Below are 19,930 nucleotides of genomic sequence, written 5' to 3' on the forward strand. Positions count from 1 at the left end.
TTATTCCACCTTTTCCGCTTCCTTCACTGCCTGGCCGGAGCCATTCAAGAATTCCTGAGCAGATAGTCTTCCTTTACCGGAAGGCTGAAGGCTTTTTACTGAAAGGACCGTAGCTTCTCCACAAGCAATCCACAATTCCTTCTTGCTGCGTTTAATGATCGTTCCCGGCTGTGCGTCTGTTGTTTCATCAACTGGTTCTGTCTCCCAGATTTTCCAGTTTGTATCCTGATAGGTTGTAAAGGCTGTCGGCCATGGACGCATCCCTCTCACTTGACAATCGATTTGAACTGCCGTCTTCTGCCAATCGATCCGTTCCTGTTCTCGAGTGATATTTGGAGAGAAGGTTGCCTGTGCTTCGTCCTGCGGTTTCGGTTGTAGTTTACCAGATACAATCTGTGGTAGAGTATCCAGCAGAAGCTCTTTACCTACCAAGCTCAATTTATCAAACATCGTTCCTACATCGTCCTGCGCTGTGATTGGAATACTGCGCTGTGAGTAGATGCCGCCAGCATCCATTTTTTTGATCATTTCCATGATTGTTACGCCTGTTTCCTTCTCGCCATTGATAATTGAGTAATGGACAGGAGCTCCACCGCGATATTTCGGCAGCAGAGAGGCATGAACATTGATTGCTCCTATAGTTGGTGCCTGTAAAAGACGTTCCGGCAGAAACTGGCCAAAGGCTGCTGTCACGATTAGATCCGGCGCTAGAGCGATCACTTTTTCCATCTCTTCAGATCCGGAAATTTTCTCCGGCTGTAAAACAGTTAAATCATGTTTTAAGGCTGCTTCCTTTACAGGAGGTGCCGTTAATATCCGTTTCCTGCCAACTGGACGATCCGGCTGTGTCACAACTGCCAGTATCTCATAGCCTGCTTCAATCAGCCCTTCTAATACTGGAACAGAGAACGCCGGCGTTCCCATAAAAACGATTTTAGTCATCTAGTTGTCCCTCCATATATGTTTCTAAATCTTCCGGTGCAATTTCTTCAATGATTTTATCAATGAACAGCTCCCCATTCAAATGATCGATTTCATGCTGAAAAGCGCGAGCTAAATAACCATAGGCAGTCACTTCGATTTCCTCGCCCTCTCGATCAAAATAACGAACAGTTATTTCATCTGCTCTTTCTACTGTTCCATATCGATTCGGAATACTGAGACAGCCCTCCACATCGATATCTGTTCCTTTTCGGTCGATGATTTCCGGATTGATCAACTCGAAAAGACCCGTCTCATCATCGATTTCCACAACCGCAAGCTGCAGATTCTTCCCAATCTGGGGTGCAGCAATACCGATGCCGTCATGGGCAGTCATAGTTTCATACATATCGTCCAATAAATGGACAATCTCATCTGTGATCAATGTGACCTCTTTCGCTTTGATAGTCAACTTGTCATCAGGGTAAAGCACAATTGGATAACGCATGTAGAACTCCTTTGATTTTTTGAAGAAACAGCTCAGGTAACTTTACAGTTTCTCTATTTTGATGGTTCGATATCTATTTCCCTATTATTCTTAATATATCTGCTTTTCTACTGCAGCTAAATGAAATTCATTGGTTCAGCATCGATCGATACTTTCAGACCTTTGGCTGTTGCCGCCTGTGTGTCAGACAGGATTTTCTTCAGCATACTCTGCAGCTGCGGCTCATTCTTGTATTTGATGATCATTTGGTAATAGTAACGATTTTTGATCCGCATAATGGCATTCGGTGTCGGCCCAAGTAAAATACTCTGATCTGACAAGCCCTGCTGTAGTTCTTTCATGATTGAAAACATCTGTTTAGCGGCAACACTTTCTTCCGGATGGCTCGCGGTTATCTGGACTGTAAAATAAAACGGCGGATAATCTCCTCTATGTCGAATCTGCATCTCCTTTTGATAAAAGGCTTCATAATGCTGCCCTTTTGCCAATTGGATGGCATAGTGCTCCGGATTGAAGGACTGGATCACTACTTCCCCCGGTTTTTCCGCCCTACCTGCTCTTCCGCTGACCTGAGTCAACAGCTGGAAGGTTCGTTCACTTGATCGGAAGTCCGGTAAGTTCAACGCCGTATCCGCATTCAACACTCCCACTAAGGTTACATTAGGGAAGTCCAAGCCTTTCGCAATCATCTGGGTGCCTAGAAGAATATCTGCCTCCTGATTTTCAAAAGCGGATAAAATTCGTTCATGCGCACCTTTTCGACGTGTCGTATCCACATCCATTCGCAGAACTTTACTATCTGGAAATAGTGCCTTTAGCTCTTCTTCCACCTTTTGTGTGCCTGTTCCATAGTAACGGATTTTGTCACTGTTGCAATTAGGACAGCGATGAGGGATTCCTTCCTCATGACCGCAATAATGACACTTCATTGTCTTCGTATCCATATGGAGAGTCAGCGAGATGTCACAGTTGGGACAGGGCAGCACGTAACCGCAATCCCGACACATTACAAAGGAGGAATACCCCCTGCGATTCAGCAGTAGTACACTCTGCTCTTTGCGTGCCATACGCTCCCGCAGTTTTTCCTGAAGAATAGCAGAGAAGGTCGATACATTTTTCCGCTGGACTTCCTCACGCATATCAACAACATCGATTTGAGGAAGAGAAGCCGCACTGTTTGCCCGCTGTGTCAGCAGTAAATGCTGATAGACATTCTTTTGTGCTCGCGCTCTGGATTCCAGTGATGGGGTAGCACTGCCTAAAACAACCGGACAGCCATGGTAGTTTCCTCGCCAAATCGCCAAATCTCTGGAATGGTAACGTGGTGTTTCCTCTTGCTTGTAGCTGGCTTCATGCTCTTCATCAATGATGATCACACCTAGGTTGTTCAAAGGGGCAAAGATAGCCGAACGAGCACCAACCACCACCTGTGCCTCACCACGCTCGATTTTACGCCACTCATCGTACTTCTCTCCATGAGATAAACCACTATGCAAAACAGCAACCTGATCCCCAAAACGACTCTTAAAACGCTGAACCATTTGAGGCGTCAACGAGATCTCCGGCACCAGCATGATCGCTGTCTTGTTCTGTCTCAGACCTTCTGCAATCGTCTGTAGATAAACCTCTGTTTTCCCGCTGCCGGTAATTCCTTCAAGTAAATATGTGTCTGGCGTTTTCGTCTCCATAGAATGAAGAATACGGTCAACGGCTGTCTGCTGCTCCTCATTCAGAGCAAAAGGAACCGTCTTTTCAAAATGATGATCTGCAAACGGATCTCTGTACGTTTCTTTTTCTATATAGCGCAGCCAGCCTTTTTTCTCCGCATCATTCAACACGGCGGTGCTGAAGCCTTTTTCCTTCATTTCCTTCACAGAAATTTGTTGGGCGTTCTCTAGTGTCTGAAGGTATTGCAGCAGCTCTTCTTTCTTTTTGGAGCCTTTGCGTAATGCGTCCTTCTCTTCCTCCAAGCGTTCAAAGCCCAATGCAGACTGGATATAACGTGTTATTTTCACTTTATTTTTCGTTTGGACTTCGTAACGAATGTCTACTTTATGCTGTGCTCGCAGTTTCATCAGCTGCGGAAGGATATTCCGTGCCTCAGCATCCTCCCAAGCGATTTCATCCAAGCCATAAAATAAATCATCTAGAAGTTCCTCTTCGATTTCATCTGTCAAAAAAATATATTTATGGTATGCTGCCCGCATCACACTTGGCAGCATTGTTTGCAGGCAGGTGATTTTAAAGGCAAATGTCTTTTCCTTCATATAATCAGCTAATGCCAGCATTTCTTCATTCAGCACAGGCTTCAAATCCAGCACTGATATAATTTCTTTCCATTCATATTCAGCAGCTTCGAAGTCCTGCTGTTCCAATTGATCGAGCGCTGTGATAAAGCCTTGGACACGGCGATTACCAAAAGGCACCTCTACCCGCATACCAACAGCGATCTGATCCGTTAATAGAGAAGGAATCAAATATGTAAATGGCTGATCAGTCTGCATTGCCGGAACATCTACAATCACTTGTGCAACTTTCTTCATATCGATCCTTCATCCTTTCTTTACTATGTACTGAGTACTGAAAATCTCTTTGCTTATTGTACTAAAGAATCCCTCGTTTGTCTTGTTCCCCTGTTGATTCTGAGGAATCAGTCAGACAAAAAGAGAATGGAGCAGCCATCGAACCGACTTCTGCCCCACTCTCTTTTATATATTAAAGCTTACTTTCTTCACGAATGCGATCTTCCAGTTCTTTCTTTTCCTGATCCTTGATCATTCGTTGCTCTTCTTTCGCCATACGAAGACGTTCGCGCTTGTCCTCAGGATTTGGATCGTTGATGACTAATGCCGCATCGATTTCTTCCAAGGCTTGTCCTACGCTTTTTACAGATTCAAAACCTTCAAGCATTGGCTGTGCGCCGGCTTCCAGTTCATGGGCGCGTTTACTCGCCAGAATAACTAAAGAGTATTTTGACGGAACTTCTTTCAATAATGAGTCAATAGATGGTTTCAGCATCATAAGGCTACATCTCCTTCAACATTTTAATATATTTTCCGATCACTCGATCTACACGGAAGTGCTCACTAGCTATGATTTTTTTGATTCGCTCTACTGCTAGAGGAACCTTGTCATTCACCACAGCGTAATCGTATAATGCCATCATTTCGATTTCTTCTCTTGCCACCTGCATTCGTTTATCGATCACAGACATGTCATCGGTTCCCCGATTGACAATACGGGATTTTAATTCTGAAAGATCCGGCGGTGTCAGAAAAATGAATACCCCATCCGGCACTTTTTCCTTTACCTGCTGTGCCCCCTGTACTTCGATTTCCAGAAAGACATCCTTCCCTTCATCTAATGTCTGGTTCACATAAGACAGCGGTGTGCCATAGTAATTGCCGACATATTCCGCATACTCCAACATTTCTCCTGCTTCGATCATCGCTTCAAATTCTTCCCTTGTACGGAAATAATAATCTACGCCTTCTATTTCCCCTTCACGCTTGCTCCGGGTTGTCATAGAAACAGAATATTGAAAATCGTGTTCTTCACTTTCAAAAATCGCTTTTCGAACGGTGCCTTTACCCACGCCCGAAGGACCTGACAATACTATTAATAATCCGCGCTCTGCCATGATGACTTCCTTTCAATTATATAAATCTTGCAAAATACACAAGCTGCATCCTTATTTCTTTATCATTATTTCTATAATGCACTTTTTTTCAGCAATTTTCAAGACTTTATCATTAAGCTTTCCTAAGAAAATCTCTTGTTTCAAAAAATAGAGATAATCAACGTACTTTTAGCTCATTCTACTTTCATTCCAACTGAAAGTAAAGAATTTCCCGTAGAAAGAAGTTTTCCAGACACCATGCACCCTCCCCAGCAACTGCAACTAGCTGTCCTTCTTCACCCTGATCGAAAAAAAGCAACGGCTAATCTAATTCCTGTTGATCTTCTTTATTGAACCGTTGCTGTACTGCGGAAAGGACTGTCTCCATTTTCGAAGGAAGCAAGTAGTTCACACCTATGGCAACGCCCATACCGATAAAGCTGTCCACCACTCGATTGAGTGCGTAAACATAGGATGAATCCTCCGGAATCATGAAAACGATCGTTAAAAGCGTTGCTGTAGCGCCGACAACACCTTCTTGAAAATTGAATCTTACCAGCACAGCGATCATGACAACAATCGTTAAAGGAATTGCAAGCAGCTGAACCATATCTGAATCACCAAACAATTCAAAGATGAAAATAACGACCACCGAGGTCAACGCACCAATCGTGTTCCCTGCCACGCGATGCTTCCCAAAGGTCAGTGTATTTATCATATCTTCTCTAAGTGTAAAAACTGCTGTGATCGCTGAAACGACATACATTTCTCTATGAAACAGCAAGCTTATCAAAATACAAAGGAAGACACTGATCCCGGTTTTTATTGTTCTAAGACCAATTTTAAATCCAAACATTTATCACTTCTCCTATAAACAGCATCCTATCCATTCTAGCACAAAACAATCTACTAGCTGATAATTCTTTGGAAAATACCGAAGAAAGTGGATAACTCACTCACAGCCGGTCACATCAGACGCCACCAACGAAGCAATAGTTGTAATCATCAAGCTTCGCCGGAATCGCGAGAAACAAATTAGGCAGCACTAGGATAACGAGTCGCAAGCACAACCATCGAAGCAATCAAGACGAGTAGGATACACGCCGAAAGGATCATATTCATTTTCCCTTTTTGGATATTCAAGATCTTTTTCTTACTGGAGAATGGAGCAGCAATCAACAAACCGACAGGTAGAAAGTATCTTCCTTGTAATCCTTCTATTGTAGATGTACGCCCAACTTCATTCCATATTTGGTATAAAGCAAAGAATGTAAGTACAACATATGCAGCCATCGTCAGTACCACAATGAGCTTTTGACGGGCTATGAGAAAGTGATTGCCTTTGTCTTGAACCATGCAGGCAACGACCACACTTGTAAAGTATAAGATGATCCAATGCAAGCCTAACGATGTATCCAGCTTTCCGAATTTACCAACAGAAGAATAAAGAATATGGTCCCCTTCGGCTCCAAACAAGTAATTCTTTCGAAGATTGTCAAAAAATATTGATGGGTCCTTAAAAAAAGCAGCGAGCTGCTTGCTTGGATTACCATAATCATGGTAAAGGATTTGCTGATCGATCATCAATTGATTCCACAACATATAGAACAACATACAGGCTGCCAGAATGGCGAAGCCCCAAATTGCTTTCCTTTGAATACTGAAAGCTTTGTTGGGAATCGTGAAAAAGAGCAGACCAAGAACAATTAAGTTGGGCTTGATTAATACCAAATTCACCATGAGCAGTCCGCTGATCAACAATGTTGCGTCTGATACGTGCTCTTGCTTCGTTAGCCCAAAAATCCAAGAAATGAAAAAAAAGCTGACAGCAATGATCATCGCATCCCCAGAAACAGAGGCAGCTAAAAACAATGACATGGGATTTAACGCCAAGACCGCTGCACCCAATTTTGAAAACGGAAAGCGTAAGATTGCAAAAAAGACAATCAAGATATAAGCAATCAGGTTACAGTATCTAGCAAGATAATACTGGCTGACCATCGGTTTCCCTAATACTCTACCAATGGAAATACCCATGATTTGAGGCAGGTAATTTACAAAGTAATAATTTGTAATTCCACCTGTTCCGAAAAAAACTCTTTCCCCATTTTTGATTTTCTCATCATCTTCCTTATTGTTGTAAGGATACTCTTCCTTTTTTCCATTTTTATCAACTGCGTAGGATCTCATGCTTAGGATTGCATAAGGAACCTTAAAGCCATATTTCCCCCACGTAGACTGGTCCTTTTCCCCAACATCTTCAGATTGCGGCTGGGGTTGGATTTGAAGTTCAGAAAATGCATACGCCTTTACAAAATGCCCGCCTTCATCCGGTGCTTGCAGCGGTGGTACTATTTGAATGATCAAGAATCCAAATAAAGTAGCCAGCAACAAAAATAAACGATTCGGAAAGGAAAGCTTCTTAACAGAATCAGCCAACTGGAAAGCAATATCAGAAATTGTGTCGATTGGAATCCCTCCTAGCTAATAACCCCTAACTATTCATCTATTATTATACTGGAAATACCGCCTGCTATACGGATTAAATATACTTTTTATGTTAAAAAATATATTTCCTCAGACCAATAGAACGTTTCCTCCACTTAGAAAAAGATAAATCAGGAGGAACTGCCACAAACCGATTACTCTCAAATTTTCAATGCTTGCTTTCAAAAAACCAAATTTTTCTATAGAAATAATCGAAGACTCATTAAACTCCACTGTATACGTCTGTCTATCGCTTCGACACTTAAGTGATAAACGGTAATTTATTTAACGTTTACTGACGTGAAAATCAGCGGTCAAGCATTCTAACCGCTGATTTCTATAGACTATTCTATTTTCTTTCGAACCATTTCCGGACAATCATATGCCTTCACCAGAAATTGTTTATACGGAGGAAACGCAGTCAAGTTATAATACTTTTCGTAGTCCTTCAATGTTGGTGAATCAAATTCCCCATGCCAAGGCTTAACGTGCCCAGAATAATGAATGATTTTGGGCTGCTTACGTGTTTCTTCGTACTCTTTTTCTCCTTCTGGGAGGGGGTGCTCCTTTACCCCCTCCATAATATAGCTCTGTGCATTCCAGCTAGGGTGAAGCTGCAGCCATTGACCGCTTAACACGGCATTCAAGGCATCCTGATCATGGAAGCGGAGCTTTTCAGGATGGTTCTCAATGAAGTTCAGCACTCTGAAGGTGATTTCCTTCCTTAACCAAGCTTCCACATTAATAAGCATGAATCCTGAATTGAAGTAAAGTGCTGAGTGCACAGGCAGTGACATTTTTTCCAGCCGATGATGAAACCCGGCATCCTCAACTGCTGCCAATAGATAGTCTGATAGATCAAGCGCCCATAACTGGGCGATATCTGTCACTGCTACCATGTCACAATCCAGATATAAAAGCTTCTTCACACCCATTTCTCGAAACAGCTCAGGTGCAACGATTCGAAAATAAGCCGTACGAGGAATGCGGTCACTTTCCACGACATGAGCAAAATTACTGTTATCGATGGTCAAAAACGTTACCTTCGCATTGTAGCTGTTCATGCTTTGAAGCAGCAGCTGTCTATTCTTTATCCCGATATTGTCTTCAATAATATAGAAGGAATATCGGCTGGTCGGCGTATGGGTGTTCTCCAATATAGAAACGAACAGCGTCGTCAAATGAGGCACAAACGCATCATTACAGCAGGAAACAATCGTGATTCTTTCTTCAGTCATTAGAGACCACTTCCTTCTTAGAGTTTTTAAACACTGTCTCAGCTAGTTTCTCCATATAAAGCTGTTGGTAAGGATGATTTTCCAGTGTATTCCACGGTTTATCATGCCCGGTAAAATGAATGATGGAGGGCGCTGCATTCCCTTCCTTATAAAGTCGTTCGTATTCCTTATTTGGTGCAGGGTGTCGCTCAAAGATCAGAGAGGTCTGCATATTCCATTTCGGATGAAGCGGCGCCCACTGTTCATACAGCACTGCGTTCAAGGCATCCTGATCATGATAAAGAATACGGTCGCCATGGTCTGTTAAAAACTTCAGTGTTTTCTCCGTTATATTCTGTTCCTTCCATTTTTGCAAATCAACAACCATTACCCCCGAATTGAAGTAATAGTCCTTTGACTGGATACCTAAACGTTCCAACGCTTTGGTCTGACCAGGATCGATCACTGCGCCGATCACCTTCCCTTGCAAAGAGCTGTCATACAACCCCTTAATGTCATCAAGGATCAAGGTATCCGCATCTATGTAGAGAATCTTGCGATAGTTATAAGCTTCCAGCAGCGTTGGTAGAGAAATCCTAAAATAGGCTGTGGTAGTAATGTGATCACTCACTAAAAAATGTTCATACGTGTGACTATCAACAGGAATGAAATCGATTGTCGCTTGATTTGAGTGGATTTTCACGGTTTGCCGCAGGTACGCTTTACTTTTTCTTGAAATCTGATCATCCAGTATGTAAAAATCAATCTCTGTGTCTGGAGATGTATTCTCCAATAAAGAAGTGATCATCACACATAAAAACGGTGCATAATGTTCATCAGAAGCACTTACAACGGGTATTTTTTCTATTGACATCGATGATCTCCCCTTTCCTTAGATTCAGATTAGAACCAAATGAACTATTTATCAAAAAAAATGCTCAAGAAACGATATGCTCCGAGGTTTGTTAAAAGAAATCGTTTCCTCCTCAACACTGTGATCAGAGCTTGTCATCCCAGCCTCTTCAAGCTATAGTTAAGGCAACAATACTCATTCATTATTGAGAAAAGAGGTGCATCTATTGGATACAGCATTGAAGCTTCGGCTGGCTCACGAAAAAAATGAACCCTTGTCTCCCCAGAGAATCGATCAATGCCTGCAGGAGTCTCTTTTAGTGAAGAAGCTGACAACACAGCCCTTATCAACAAACGGGTTGGCTAATTTGTTCAACCTGGTCGGACTGGCAGAGATTCCTCACATTGAACAACTAGACCATACAAAGAAATTGATCGATTATGCAGAAGCTGTATTAGCCACATCGGAGGGATTTTCGTATACCGGAAAAAGCGATCAAATCGTTCCTTGCTACAATGCCATGCTGCTAGAAGCATATGCTCGCTTAGGATTGAGCCACTCCTCTTCGGCACAGCAGGCATTGAACTGGATCAAGCATTATCAGCTCTTTGAAAGAAATCAGCAAACCACTTGGACAGGGTCCGGCATCCGAAAACACGGCGGCTGCCTGAATGCAGTGCCCTGCTACATCGGAATTGGAAAAACAGTACGAGCTTTGCTTACTTGGCGAGAATACCAAAAATCAGCTGACCCCGAAGTGGATCAGCTGATTGAAGAAGGACTTGCTTATATGTTGAAGCATCGCTTCTTTTTACGCTTGTCTTCTGATACACCCATCAGCAAATACATTACCTCATCGGCCTTTCCTCAAAGCTACTTTTTGAGCTTGACAGATCTGATTTACATTGCCGGAAAAGGGCATAGACTGCAAGCAGAGAATACCCAGCCGCTATTGGAGTTGTTGAAGTCAAAGCAAGTAAAAGAAAATCAATGGAAGCTGGAGCATATTTATTCTTATACAGGCTATACCAGCTTCGAAACACGGCGCAAGCCATCGGAATGGCTGTCAGCCTTGTATCCTTTGTGGTTGAATAGCCACAGTGAAAGCAATTGAACTTGATAAAATAAGAAAGGAATGACTTCGAGAGAAGCCGTCCCTTTCTTATTTTGTATCTAGATTCCCATATTCGATAGGGTATTAACAATGCCCATCAGCTCATCATGTCGCTTGATCTGTTTTTCCGCTGGTCCCTCTACCTCTTCTACATCAATACGAACAACGAATGCTCGATTCATCTGCACGAACTTGTCTTCATTGATCCGTATGTTCAAATAGTCGTCTGTGTAAGAGTCGCAGGCATCCTGCCAAACATCAAACGGTGCTTTTTCAGATGGAATCTCTCTTTTAACTACAGATTTTCCACTTAATTCATGAAATGTTACGTCGTAATAATTGACCATCCTTCTCACCTCTTCATAAGTCTACAGATTCATTATAGTCCTAAAAAAGAAAATCTTGAAAGCATAACCCTTATTCTACATTCTGAACCTGTTCACGAATTTTTTCTAAAATCGTTTTTAGCTGTACGACATAATTCTTAATCTCGATTGGGCTGGACTTCGAGCCGATCGTATTTACTTCACGATTCATCTCCTGTATTAGAAAATCCAGTTCTCTCCCAACTGGCTCCGTTCGCTTCAACAGCTGATCCAGCTGATCGATGTGGATTGCCAGACGATCCAGTTCTTCATGAATATCGCCTTTTTCCAGAAGGATCGCCAGCTCTGTCAGCAAGCGTGTTTCGTCCACATGCGTCCCTAGCCAATCTCTCAGCTTGGCTTCGAATCTATCCTTGTAGTCCGCTTCATACAGCTCGGTAAAGGAAGACAGCTTTGCCGTCTTTTCAGAGAAATCTTGACAGTACTCAACCAGTACTTCTCTGATTTTCCCGCCTTCTTGGCGGCGGCTGTTATCGACCTTTTCCACAGCTGACGTTACAGCCTTCAACAATAACTCCTCCAGCTGTGTATCGTCTGTTTTTTCTTCGACGATCTCCACATATTCCGAGTTATTCAGCAAATAATTTAGGCTGGCTGCCGGATCAAACTGCTCGACAGCATAACGATCCACCAATTCTGTTTCCATGTTTTGAAGCAGTTGGTGGATCAATGGCCAATGAACATGGACAGTTTTGCTGCTGTCACTGTTTTTCTGTAAATTGACATATACCTCTACTCGCCCTCGCTGCAGCTTCTCCTTGATGAGTTGGCGAATCGCCAGCTCATGCGGGTTGGCTTCCTTCGGCATTCTCAGCTGCATATCCAAAAAACGATGATTGACAGTCTTGATTTCTACATCGATCTGATAGGCGTCCTGTTGCAGTGTTTCTTTCCCAAATCCAGTCATACTTCTCATTGACAGGGTGTCCTTTCTACATAGATTTCAGGGTTTCACGTAGTATTTCAAATTCTTCGTTTGTTAAAGTGATTCCTTTACCCATTTTTTCATGCTCCGGCGCCCAATCCCGTAAATCAAATTTTGGCGGACGGTCATTCCAGCTTACCAAGTTCAATTCTTTACGCCATCCTTTTGCATTTTCTGAAAGGACAGCAATTTCTTCTACGATTTCATATGAAAATTCTTGAGCCACTCATCATCTACTCCTTCATTTATAAATTCTTTCATCAACACCTGTAATGTAATCACCGGCAGCTGATCCAACAGCCATGACAAACGCTTCTTCTTTTCCTTCACCTCAACTGCCAATAAGTCTGTGACCAGCTGAAGCTGTCTTTTCTCGGATAAAAGGAAAAAGTCATCATAATACTTGCCCAGCCATTCCTGAGCCGAAATCATTCCATCAAATGTGTTTTCTTCTTCTTTGTTTGTCCAGACTATTTTCAGTGCCTGCACAAATTCAACTACTGTATAGAGCTGATCTGCCGGGACATCTGCAAACTTACCCAACAGTTCTAGTAAAACCAAACTGATATTCTCTTCATACACCCTGTCTTTATAATACTTACGCAGTTTTTGGTAGAATTTTTTTCGTTCCTCTCTATTCTTCCATAAAGACAGCTGGTAGTTCTTTTTCAGATAACGGAAAAACTGCTGCTGCAGTACTTGCAGCCCAACGAAGGATTCATCAAAAGTGTACCAGTAGCCGATGTATTTTTCCAGTGCTTTCATCATTTCCAGATACCCCAGCTTGATGTTGACGATTGATCGCGCACCATCAAACAATAGTACTGTTCCCAATGACCAAGGGGTTTTCAGTAAAATGGCACTCTGCCCCTCTGGAAGAACGACATGCTTAGTCATACCAGGACCTTTGACATCCACGATGATGCATTCTGTCGCACCGTTCGCTATCGCTGTATCGACCGGGATATTATTTCGATAGCCGCCGTCGATATAATATTTTCCATCGATTTGCGCCGCAGCCATTGCAGGGAAAAAGGAGGATGAGGCCAGCAGCCATTGCTTCCACTGGTCATTCTTACACATGTTGAAATGAATGACGGTTTCAACGACCCCTGGTAATTCTGTTGTCACCAGATAGAACTGCTGTTTTGCTTGTTCCAGCTTTTCCGGCGAAAAAGTAGCGTCAATCAGCTGCTGCAACGGTCTTGTTGAGACACCCTTTGATTGAATCGCCGCAACAGTAAAGGAAGCCATTTTGCTTAGCATGTCCGGCAATGTATTTCCTGTTGTCTCCTTCATAGGAAAAGAGAGGATCTTCTTTGTGTCGATCTGTTCCCACATTTCCTTCGCCTGTTCAAAATCATCCTGTACGATCAATGCACCATTCAGTGCACCGACGGATGTACCGGTAATGATCTGAATCGGGATGTCCAGCTCCTTCAATGCCTGCCATACACCAATCTGATACGCACCTCTTGCACCACCGCCTCCTAAAACCAAGGCTGTGTTGTATTGAAGCTTTTTGTATGCTTCATTTCCAGATAGTCGATAGCCCTGTTGAATCAATCGGCTGTGCTCCGTCTCATTAAGGGAGTGCCTAAAACGCAGGACGACTTCCGATTTGAACGTCTTCTTGTAAAGCATATCGATCCCTGAAAAAATCTGTGCCCATGTCACACCCGATGAAGCCACTGCCAGCAAATTTACAACCTGTCCCTCTTGTATGCTCACAAAAAACAATGGCTGTTCTTTCTTTATTGCCACGTACACCGCAGCCGATTTCTCCTTCAAGTGTTCGAAAAGAGCCGTCTGTGCTTCAGAATGCGCCCTATAGAAAGGAAACGCCAGCCGACATTTTTGAATATAGGGTAAAAAATCATAGCTGTCCGAAAAATGCAGCTTTATCATCTTCATTTGATCCTCTCTCCTTCACACTTGTTTTTGTCTATCGATCAACGCAGTTTCTGTCAAAGTTCAACACTAAGCACTCAGCAAAAAAGCATTTGTTGGTGCACCTGTTTCTTATCAATTATAACAAGAAACAGAGGACTTTTCATTCACCACTATTCCAACAAAAAAGGAGAGTGGGACAATAATCTGTTGCCACTCTTTTCCATACCCTAAATCCGAATAAACGGCGAGTCAGAAGTAGCTCCTACGACAATAAGCCGGAATTCAACAAAAATTTGTGAAACAATTTTCGTGAATTCCGGCTTATTGCTTGTAGCTAAACACTTCTGGCTCAGCCTCTCTTTAAATCGAATAGACAATACACAAAGGCTTTCCATACTACAATGATTGGCTCAGCTTTCTTCCAGCTACAGCGTTCATTTTTCTATTTCAATTTTTACTGTAAGTCCGTTGGGGTCCAACAAAACAATTGATTTGTCTTTTACTTTCATGTCATTCACTCCTTGACGTTCAAGATTTTCTTTCAGCGCTGTTAATGATTCTGTATCAGGAACGAGGATCGTAAAGAAATCCAAGCCCAAGTCCTTTTCAGTTGGCGCAGACAGGTCTTTACCACCCCAAACGTTCGTACCGATGTGATGGTGGTAGTTGCCAGCGGCAAAAAAGCGTGCCTGACTGCCAAAGCGATCCTTTAAGCCCATACCTAATACTTCTCTATAGAAGTCCTCTGTTTTCGTTAGATCTGCTACTGATAAATGAACATGCCCCACCGTCGTTCCTACAGGAAACTTATCCGTTGCTTCATCTCGACTGGCAAGAACGCCTTCTGCATCCATTTCTATTGTAATACCGGCAATTCTTCCATCTGATTGAATATCCCATTCACTTTGAGGCTTGTCTCGATAGATTTCAATGCCATTGCCCTCTGGATCTTCCAGATAAACCGCCTCACTGTAGCCATGGTCAGAGGCGCCTATGATTGGTGCCTTCTTGCTGAGTAACGCAAAGAGCGTGTTCCCTAAATCCTTGCGTGTTGGTAATAAAAACGCGGTATGATACAACCCCGCCTTCCGCTGTCTGATACTTGGTGCTGTGATTTTTCTCAAAATCAACAGCTCTGTCTCCGTTTCCTTGATCCCCAACACGGCCTGGCCATCGTCTGAAGCAAGAACCTCCAAACCGATTACTTCTGTATAAAATTCAATTTGTTTATCCAAATTTGCTGTTTTTAAACCAACCGCTCCAGTGTGTGCTGAAGGATTTATGGAAAATACCTTTGTTTTCATGTCAATTCCTCCTTAGTTGAATAACTATCTTTACTATATCACTTACTTTTAGTAAGTCAAAATCTTTTGCTCATATTCTTCTCTTTTATCAAAACAGGATAGAATTGTCAGAAATAAATAGGTATAATCAGAGGGAAGAATGCTGTAAGAAGACTGGTGAGTGATGATTTTTCTGAAACAGCTGAGGTTATTCGTGTACCCCTTGCACCGGCATTCCAATCGCATATATCATTAGAAGAAATTGGAGAATCATTGATCAATGGAGGGAAATGTATGGCAATCAGTTATTTTGGCGACAAAGAGAAACAACCGGAAAAAAGTGAACTTCCTGATATTCTTGGTACTACTTTTTCATTATGGGAAAAGACCGATGAACAGTTGCTGACTCTATGTCCGGAGCTTACAGGCTATTGGAAATTCCCAACGAAAAAAGCAGGCTGGACTTGGATTGATGCACAGAAAAAGAGCGTAATGCTTTATCGACAACCCTGTGAAAACCATTTTCGCGCAACAATTGTTCTGGGCGAAGCCTCAGTCAATGCTGTGCTGGACAGCAGCGAACTCAGTGACACACTAAAAACGAAAATTGAAGAGACGACCGCTTATGCTGAGGGGCGCAGTATCCTGATTGAGATTCATACTGAGAAAGATTTGGATGAACTGCTCTATCTATTACCTTATAAACTAAAATGAATATGTCCCACAAGAACAGCGAAGGTCAGAAGCTGCGCAGTATCCTCTGTAAATGCGCTAGAGCTTTCAGCTGTTTTTTCTTTTGCTGATCACAAGCGATAGATAGAAAAATACTCCGTTATTCGTAGAAATCTCTCTTGTTCCTGACAGATCAACAAAAATTCCTTCTATAAAATGAAAAAAACATCCACCTTCCGCCTCTTTTCCGCTAAAATAGAAGTATATGTTATAAAAAAGGGAGTATTAAAATGATTGGAATTGATTTAGGCACTTCAAACAGTGTGGTTTCTTACTGGGATGGAGAGCAAACCAAGCTGATTCCCAACCGTTTCGGCAAGGTGCTGACACCTTCTGTTATAGGTGTAGATGATGATGGAAAAATTCTTGTTGGCGAAATAGCTAAGGAACGGCTGATCAGCCATCCTCAACTAACTGCCGCAGCCTTCAAACGCTTTATGGGAACCTCAAAGCAGTATCAACTGGCGGCGCATTCCTTTTCACCAACAGAGCTGTCTTCTTTAGTCTTGAAGACATTGAAGGAAGACGCTGAAGAATATTTGAAAGAGCCCTGCACTGAAGCTGTGATCAGCGTGCCGGCTTATTTCAACAACATAGAAAGAGAAGCGACGATCGAAGCAGCCAAGCTGGCTGGATTGACGGTTCAAAGCTTGATCAGTGAGCCCACAGCTGCAGCACTGGCATACGGTCTTCATAAGGATGTCGATCAATCCATTTTAGTGATCGATCTTGGCGGTGGTACCTTTGACGTGTCACTATTGGAAATGTTTTCCGGTGTGATGCAGGTTGAAGCCATTTCAGGAGACAATCAACTGGGCGGCGAAGACTTCACACAGATGATCATCCAGGACTGTTTGAGACAAAACGATCTGGCAGAAGAGCTCTTATCTGCTGAGCTTCAGGCGGTGATTTATAAGAAAGCCGAACGCTTAAAAATTGAGCTGTCTTCACAGGAAAAGGGCAAATTCTCATTTGAAAAAGACCAAAGCCTTTTCCATTATGAATTGACTGTTCAAGAGTATGAGCAGTTATGTCTGCCTTTGCTGAAGCGAATGAGACAGCCGATTGGCAGAGTTTTAAGCGATGGACGGATCGAAAGCAGCAGCATCGATCAAATGATTCTGATTGGCGGTGCCACTAAGAACCCATTGATCAAAAATTATTTTTCACGACTGATGAAAATCATTCCCTATACACAGATCAATCCCGATGAAGCTGTCGGACGAGGTGCCGGCATTCAGGCTGCCTTGAAAACTCAGCAGGAAATGGTCAACGAGCTGATGATGACGGATGTTTGTGCCCACAGTCTTGGTGTAGAAGTGGTTAATCAAGGGCCTAATGGATTTATTGGTGGTGTTTTTGAACCGATCATCGAACGCAACACGACGATCCCTGTCAGCAAAGTCAAAACCTTCTGGACGATTAAAGACAACCAGGAAAAAGTCGTCTTTTCTGTTTATCAGGGAGAAAACCCTATGGTCAAAAACAATCTGAAAATTGGTGAGCTGGTGATCAACGTATCCCCTAAACCAGTGGATACGCCTGTTGACTGCCGCTTCACCTACGATTCTAATGGCGTTCTTGAAGTCCTCGTGACGGATGTTGAAGGAAACAGCAATCAGCTGGTCATCGAAAGCCACCCCGGCAAGCTGAGTGAAGAGCAGCTGCAGGAAAGCCTGCAGAAAATGACTGATTTGAAAATCCATCCCCGAGATCGAGCTGAAAACCGTCTACTTTTGGCGAAACTCGAACGTGCCTATACTGAAGCCTTGGGTGGAAAACGGCAATATATCCAACAGCTGATCATTGAGTTTCAGCAGACTATGGATAAGCAGGATGAGTTGGAAACTAAACGTCTATCCGTCAAGATCCTTCAACAGCTGAATGCAATGGAGGAAGAGCTATGGACCTGACGATTTGGGAAATCCTGAATATAGAACCTACGACAGACATTAGAGAAATCAAACAAGCCTATGCAGCAAAGCTGAAGGCATTGAATATCGATCAGCAAATGGAGGAATTTCAGGAGCTGAAAGCCGCCTTTGATTTAGCCCTTATCCATGCTCGATCAGGTGCGAATGAAGAAGAACCTGCAGCTGTGCGATTCACAACAGAAATTGAACAGCCGATTATTCTTGAGCAAGATGATGAAGTAGAACAGGCCTTCTTCGATTGGGGCGAGTTGAGGATTTTTTCAGTTGACCTGCAAAAGCTAAAGCAAGAACAAAACTATTTCAATGATTTGTCCATGTGGGAAGAGCTAACTGATCAGATATTTGATTGGAGTACAGATGAATATTGGGAAAATCAATACTTGGTTCAACTGTTTCTTCTGAATAATTTCCGTTGGCTATCCAAAGAGGTCATTCATTATCTGGTGGCTGTGTTTGATTTGGAGGATTTAAACGAGCAAATCATTCAGTCACAATATATTTCAGATGATTTCAAGTACCATCTAGCCACAATCAAAAATGTACCGGTATTTTCGTTCGATGTCTGGCACGATATCCTGCAGCAATGGCGGGAGCGATACTTTGCTACGCGCTATGAAGCGTATCGATTACTGACTAGCAGTCACATTTATGCAGAGGACCCCTTCAGTCAGAGAATCGATGATTGTCTGGCATTGATACAGCATGATCCTGAAATCTATGCTTTACAGTTGATGAAGCTGCTGATTGATAAAAACGGCGTCGAACTGACAGATGCTGAAAAGCAGTATTTCAGTGATTCACTGAACAAAGGAACAGCGTCTGGAGCTGAGAATCAAACGCTTCTGTTTTTACTGGATTACTATACACTGGTCATCGAGAAAAAAGAGCAGGCACCATCACAGAAAATCGAATGGGAAACCGATCTGTTACTTGTACCGAAGCCGCTGATCCATATTCTTTATGAAAGTATGCTCTTCCAACAGAAGGAATACACTGCAGCCTTTACTACATGGAAGAAACTATCCAGAGATCAGCGACTGCCCAGGTTGAAAAAATATAATCAAGTGAAGCAGCATCTGCCTCAAAAAGAGCAGAACGAGCTAGTGCAGCTGAACAAACATCTGCACAAACAAACCGAACAGTATAAAAAGAAAAAGGCAACACAATCCAGTTTTATTCGTGGTGTTTTTGCTGTTGCAGTCATTATTTTGATCATATGCGGTGTTCTTGGGACCTCAAGAAACAGCTCGAAACCAGTCTCAAAGGTCGATATGGAATTGATCAAAAAAATTCAAGATGAGAACAAGACTGCTAACAACCAACTCATTCAGTCTGTACTTGCTTTACAGAAGAAAAATGAGCAGGCACGAACCTTTACAAACGCTCTCTATTCCGACGAAGAGGTCAATGTAGAGGGATTATTTGCTACAGAAGAGCTTCGGGCAGAGCTTGATGCCAAGAAAACTACTGTGCAGCTGGATGACTATGAGAGTGATGAGTTCTCCTATTATTCACGACTGGATGGGCAAGAGATGCTCCGGTATATCAGTGTTTACCATAAGGACGAATTTCTTTATCTCATCACAGTAGATGCAGCGAACGATACGATCACAGCTGTCTATGGCGCAGATTGGACACAAGTACCGGAGAAAGAGTTGGAGGGCATGGTCAATTTTTCTCGTGTGAAAAAACAAGAGATCGCCTTTTTGTTTATCAAAGAGTTCCTATTTGCTGAAAATCGGGCGGAAACTCTCGAAAACTACGGCGTCTACTTCTCGCCAACCTTAAGAATGACTATGGAAAAAAATCTTCAGCTGCCAATCCCGGAAAATTTTCGAAATGGCTGGTTATATCAGGTGGGTATGGACTATAATGAGATAGTCTATGCACTGACCAATGAACAGGATGAGCTTTTGTATTTTGCTTTTGACGAGGAAGATAGACTTCATCAGATTTATGGAGAAAATTGGGACTCAGAAGAAATCCCGTCATTGGATGCTATCGGTGAACATGCACTTGTTATCGATATTCTAAATTCTTACTAATCTTAAAAGGAGT

The 19,930-nt window shown here is 42.6% G+C and carries 18 protein-coding genes; 4 read left to right on the plus strand and 14 right to left on the minus strand.

Annotated elements, in window-relative coordinates:
* The 9 genes from fmt to I6N96_RS12070 all read right to left on the minus strand — a co-directional run bounded on the left by fmt (position 1) and on the right by I6N96_RS12070 (position 9,626).
* Entirely contained in the window at positions 1-942 is a 942-nt protein-coding gene (gene fmt / locus I6N96_RS12030) for a methionyl-tRNA formyltransferase (protein WP_209557792.1), read from the minus strand.
* Positions 935-1,429: a peptide deformylase gene (gene def, locus I6N96_RS12035; RefSeq protein ID WP_209557793.1), complete on the minus strand. Its 495-nt coding sequence runs from the start codon at positions 1,427-1,429 to the stop codon at positions 935-937. Before def ends, fmt begins: the two co-directional genes overlap by 8 nt.
* Positions 1,430-1,545: 116 nt before the next feature.
* Positions 1,546-3,972, minus strand: a complete 2,427-nt coding sequence (gene priA, locus I6N96_RS12040) for a primosomal protein N' (RefSeq protein WP_209557794.1) — start codon at positions 3,970-3,972, stop codon at positions 1,546-1,548.
* Positions 3,973-4,144: 172 nt separating this feature from the next.
* On the minus strand, positions 4,145-4,450 hold the full coding sequence (gene rpoZ / locus I6N96_RS12045) for a DNA-directed RNA polymerase subunit omega (RefSeq protein WP_209557795.1): 306 nt from the start codon (positions 4,448-4,450) through the stop codon (positions 4,145-4,147).
* Positions 4,451-4,454: 4 nt separating this feature from the next.
* Positions 4,455-5,069: a guanylate kinase gene (gene gmk / locus I6N96_RS12050; protein WP_209557796.1), complete on the minus strand. Its 615-nt coding sequence runs from the start codon at positions 5,067-5,069 to the stop codon at positions 4,455-4,457.
* A gap of 301 nt (positions 5,070-5,370) precedes the next feature.
* Positions 5,371-5,904 (minus strand): FUSC family protein, encoded by a 534-nt coding sequence (locus tag I6N96_RS12055; RefSeq protein WP_209557797.1) that lies wholly within the window; start codon positions 5,902-5,904, stop codon positions 5,371-5,373.
* A gap of 179 nt (positions 5,905-6,083) precedes the next feature.
* Positions 6,084-7,415, minus strand: a complete 1,332-nt coding sequence (locus I6N96_RS12060) for a DUF2142 domain-containing protein (protein ID WP_245186955.1) — start codon at positions 7,413-7,415, stop codon at positions 6,084-6,086.
* Between the two features lie 464 nt (positions 7,416-7,879).
* Positions 7,880-8,773 (minus strand): glycosyltransferase family 8 protein, encoded by an 894-nt coding sequence (locus I6N96_RS12065; RefSeq protein WP_209557798.1) that lies wholly within the window; start codon positions 8,771-8,773, stop codon positions 7,880-7,882.
* Entirely contained in the window at positions 8,766-9,626 is an 861-nt protein-coding gene (locus I6N96_RS12070; protein WP_209557799.1) for a glycosyltransferase family 8 protein, read from the minus strand. The genes I6N96_RS12065 and I6N96_RS12070 overlap by 8 nt, the downstream gene beginning before the upstream one ends.
* A 205-nt stretch (positions 9,627-9,831) precedes the next feature.
* Between I6N96_RS12070 and I6N96_RS12075 the strand changes: the two genes are divergently transcribed.
* The gene (locus tag I6N96_RS12075; RefSeq protein ID WP_209557800.1) at positions 9,832-10,719 is read left to right on the plus strand and encodes a hypothetical protein; all 888 of its coding nucleotides are present in this window, start codon (positions 9,832-9,834) and stop codon (positions 10,717-10,719) included.
* Positions 10,720-10,778: 59 nt separating this feature from the next.
* Here the strand turns inward: I6N96_RS12075 and I6N96_RS12080 are convergent, their stop codons facing one another.
* The 5 genes from I6N96_RS12080 to I6N96_RS12100 all read right to left on the minus strand — a co-directional run bounded on the left by I6N96_RS12080 (position 10,779) and on the right by I6N96_RS12100 (position 15,227).
* Entirely contained in the window at positions 10,779-11,066 is a 288-nt protein-coding gene (locus I6N96_RS12080; RefSeq protein ID WP_209557801.1) for a hypothetical protein, read from the minus strand.
* Between the two features lie 70 nt (positions 11,067-11,136).
* Entirely contained in the window at positions 11,137-12,021 is an 885-nt protein-coding gene (locus I6N96_RS12085; RefSeq protein WP_209557802.1) for a YicC/YloC family endoribonuclease, read from the minus strand.
* 16 nt (positions 12,022-12,037) lie between these two features.
* Positions 12,038-12,256, minus strand: a complete 219-nt coding sequence (locus I6N96_RS12090; protein WP_209557803.1) for a YdbC family protein — start codon at positions 12,254-12,256, stop codon at positions 12,038-12,040.
* The gene (locus I6N96_RS12095) at positions 12,226-13,944 is read right to left on the minus strand and encodes a patatin-like phospholipase family protein (protein WP_209557804.1); all 1,719 of its coding nucleotides are present in this window, start codon (positions 13,942-13,944) and stop codon (positions 12,226-12,228) included. Before I6N96_RS12095 ends, I6N96_RS12090 begins: the two co-directional genes overlap by 31 nt.
* Before the next feature lie 413 nt (positions 13,945-14,357).
* Positions 14,358-15,227: a VOC family protein gene (locus tag I6N96_RS12100; protein WP_209557805.1), complete on the minus strand. Its 870-nt coding sequence runs from the start codon at positions 15,225-15,227 to the stop codon at positions 14,358-14,360.
* 156 nt (positions 15,228-15,383) lie between these two features.
* On the opposite strand from I6N96_RS12100, the gene I6N96_RS12105 reads away from it, so the two are divergent.
* From I6N96_RS12105 to I6N96_RS12115, 3 genes are all read left to right on the plus strand, one after another.
* Positions 15,384-15,920: a DUF3788 family protein gene (locus I6N96_RS12105; protein WP_209557806.1), complete on the plus strand. Its 537-nt coding sequence runs from the start codon at positions 15,384-15,386 to the stop codon at positions 15,918-15,920.
* Positions 15,921-16,168: 248 nt separating this feature from the next.
* The gene (locus I6N96_RS12110) at positions 16,169-17,851 is read left to right on the plus strand and encodes a molecular chaperone HscC (RefSeq protein WP_245186956.1); all 1,683 of its coding nucleotides are present in this window, start codon (positions 16,169-16,171) and stop codon (positions 17,849-17,851) included.
* Positions 17,842-19,917, plus strand: coding sequence for a hypothetical protein (locus tag I6N96_RS12115; protein WP_209557807.1), 2,076 nt, complete (start codon positions 17,842-17,844; stop codon positions 19,915-19,917). Before I6N96_RS12110 ends, I6N96_RS12115 begins: the two co-directional genes overlap by 10 nt.
* Positions 19,918-19,930: the final 13 nt, after the last annotated feature.

This window comes from Enterococcus larvae, assembly GCF_017830045.1.
Taxonomy (GTDB): Bacteria; Bacillota; Bacilli; order Lactobacillales; family Enterococcaceae; genus Enterococcus_L; species Enterococcus_L larvae.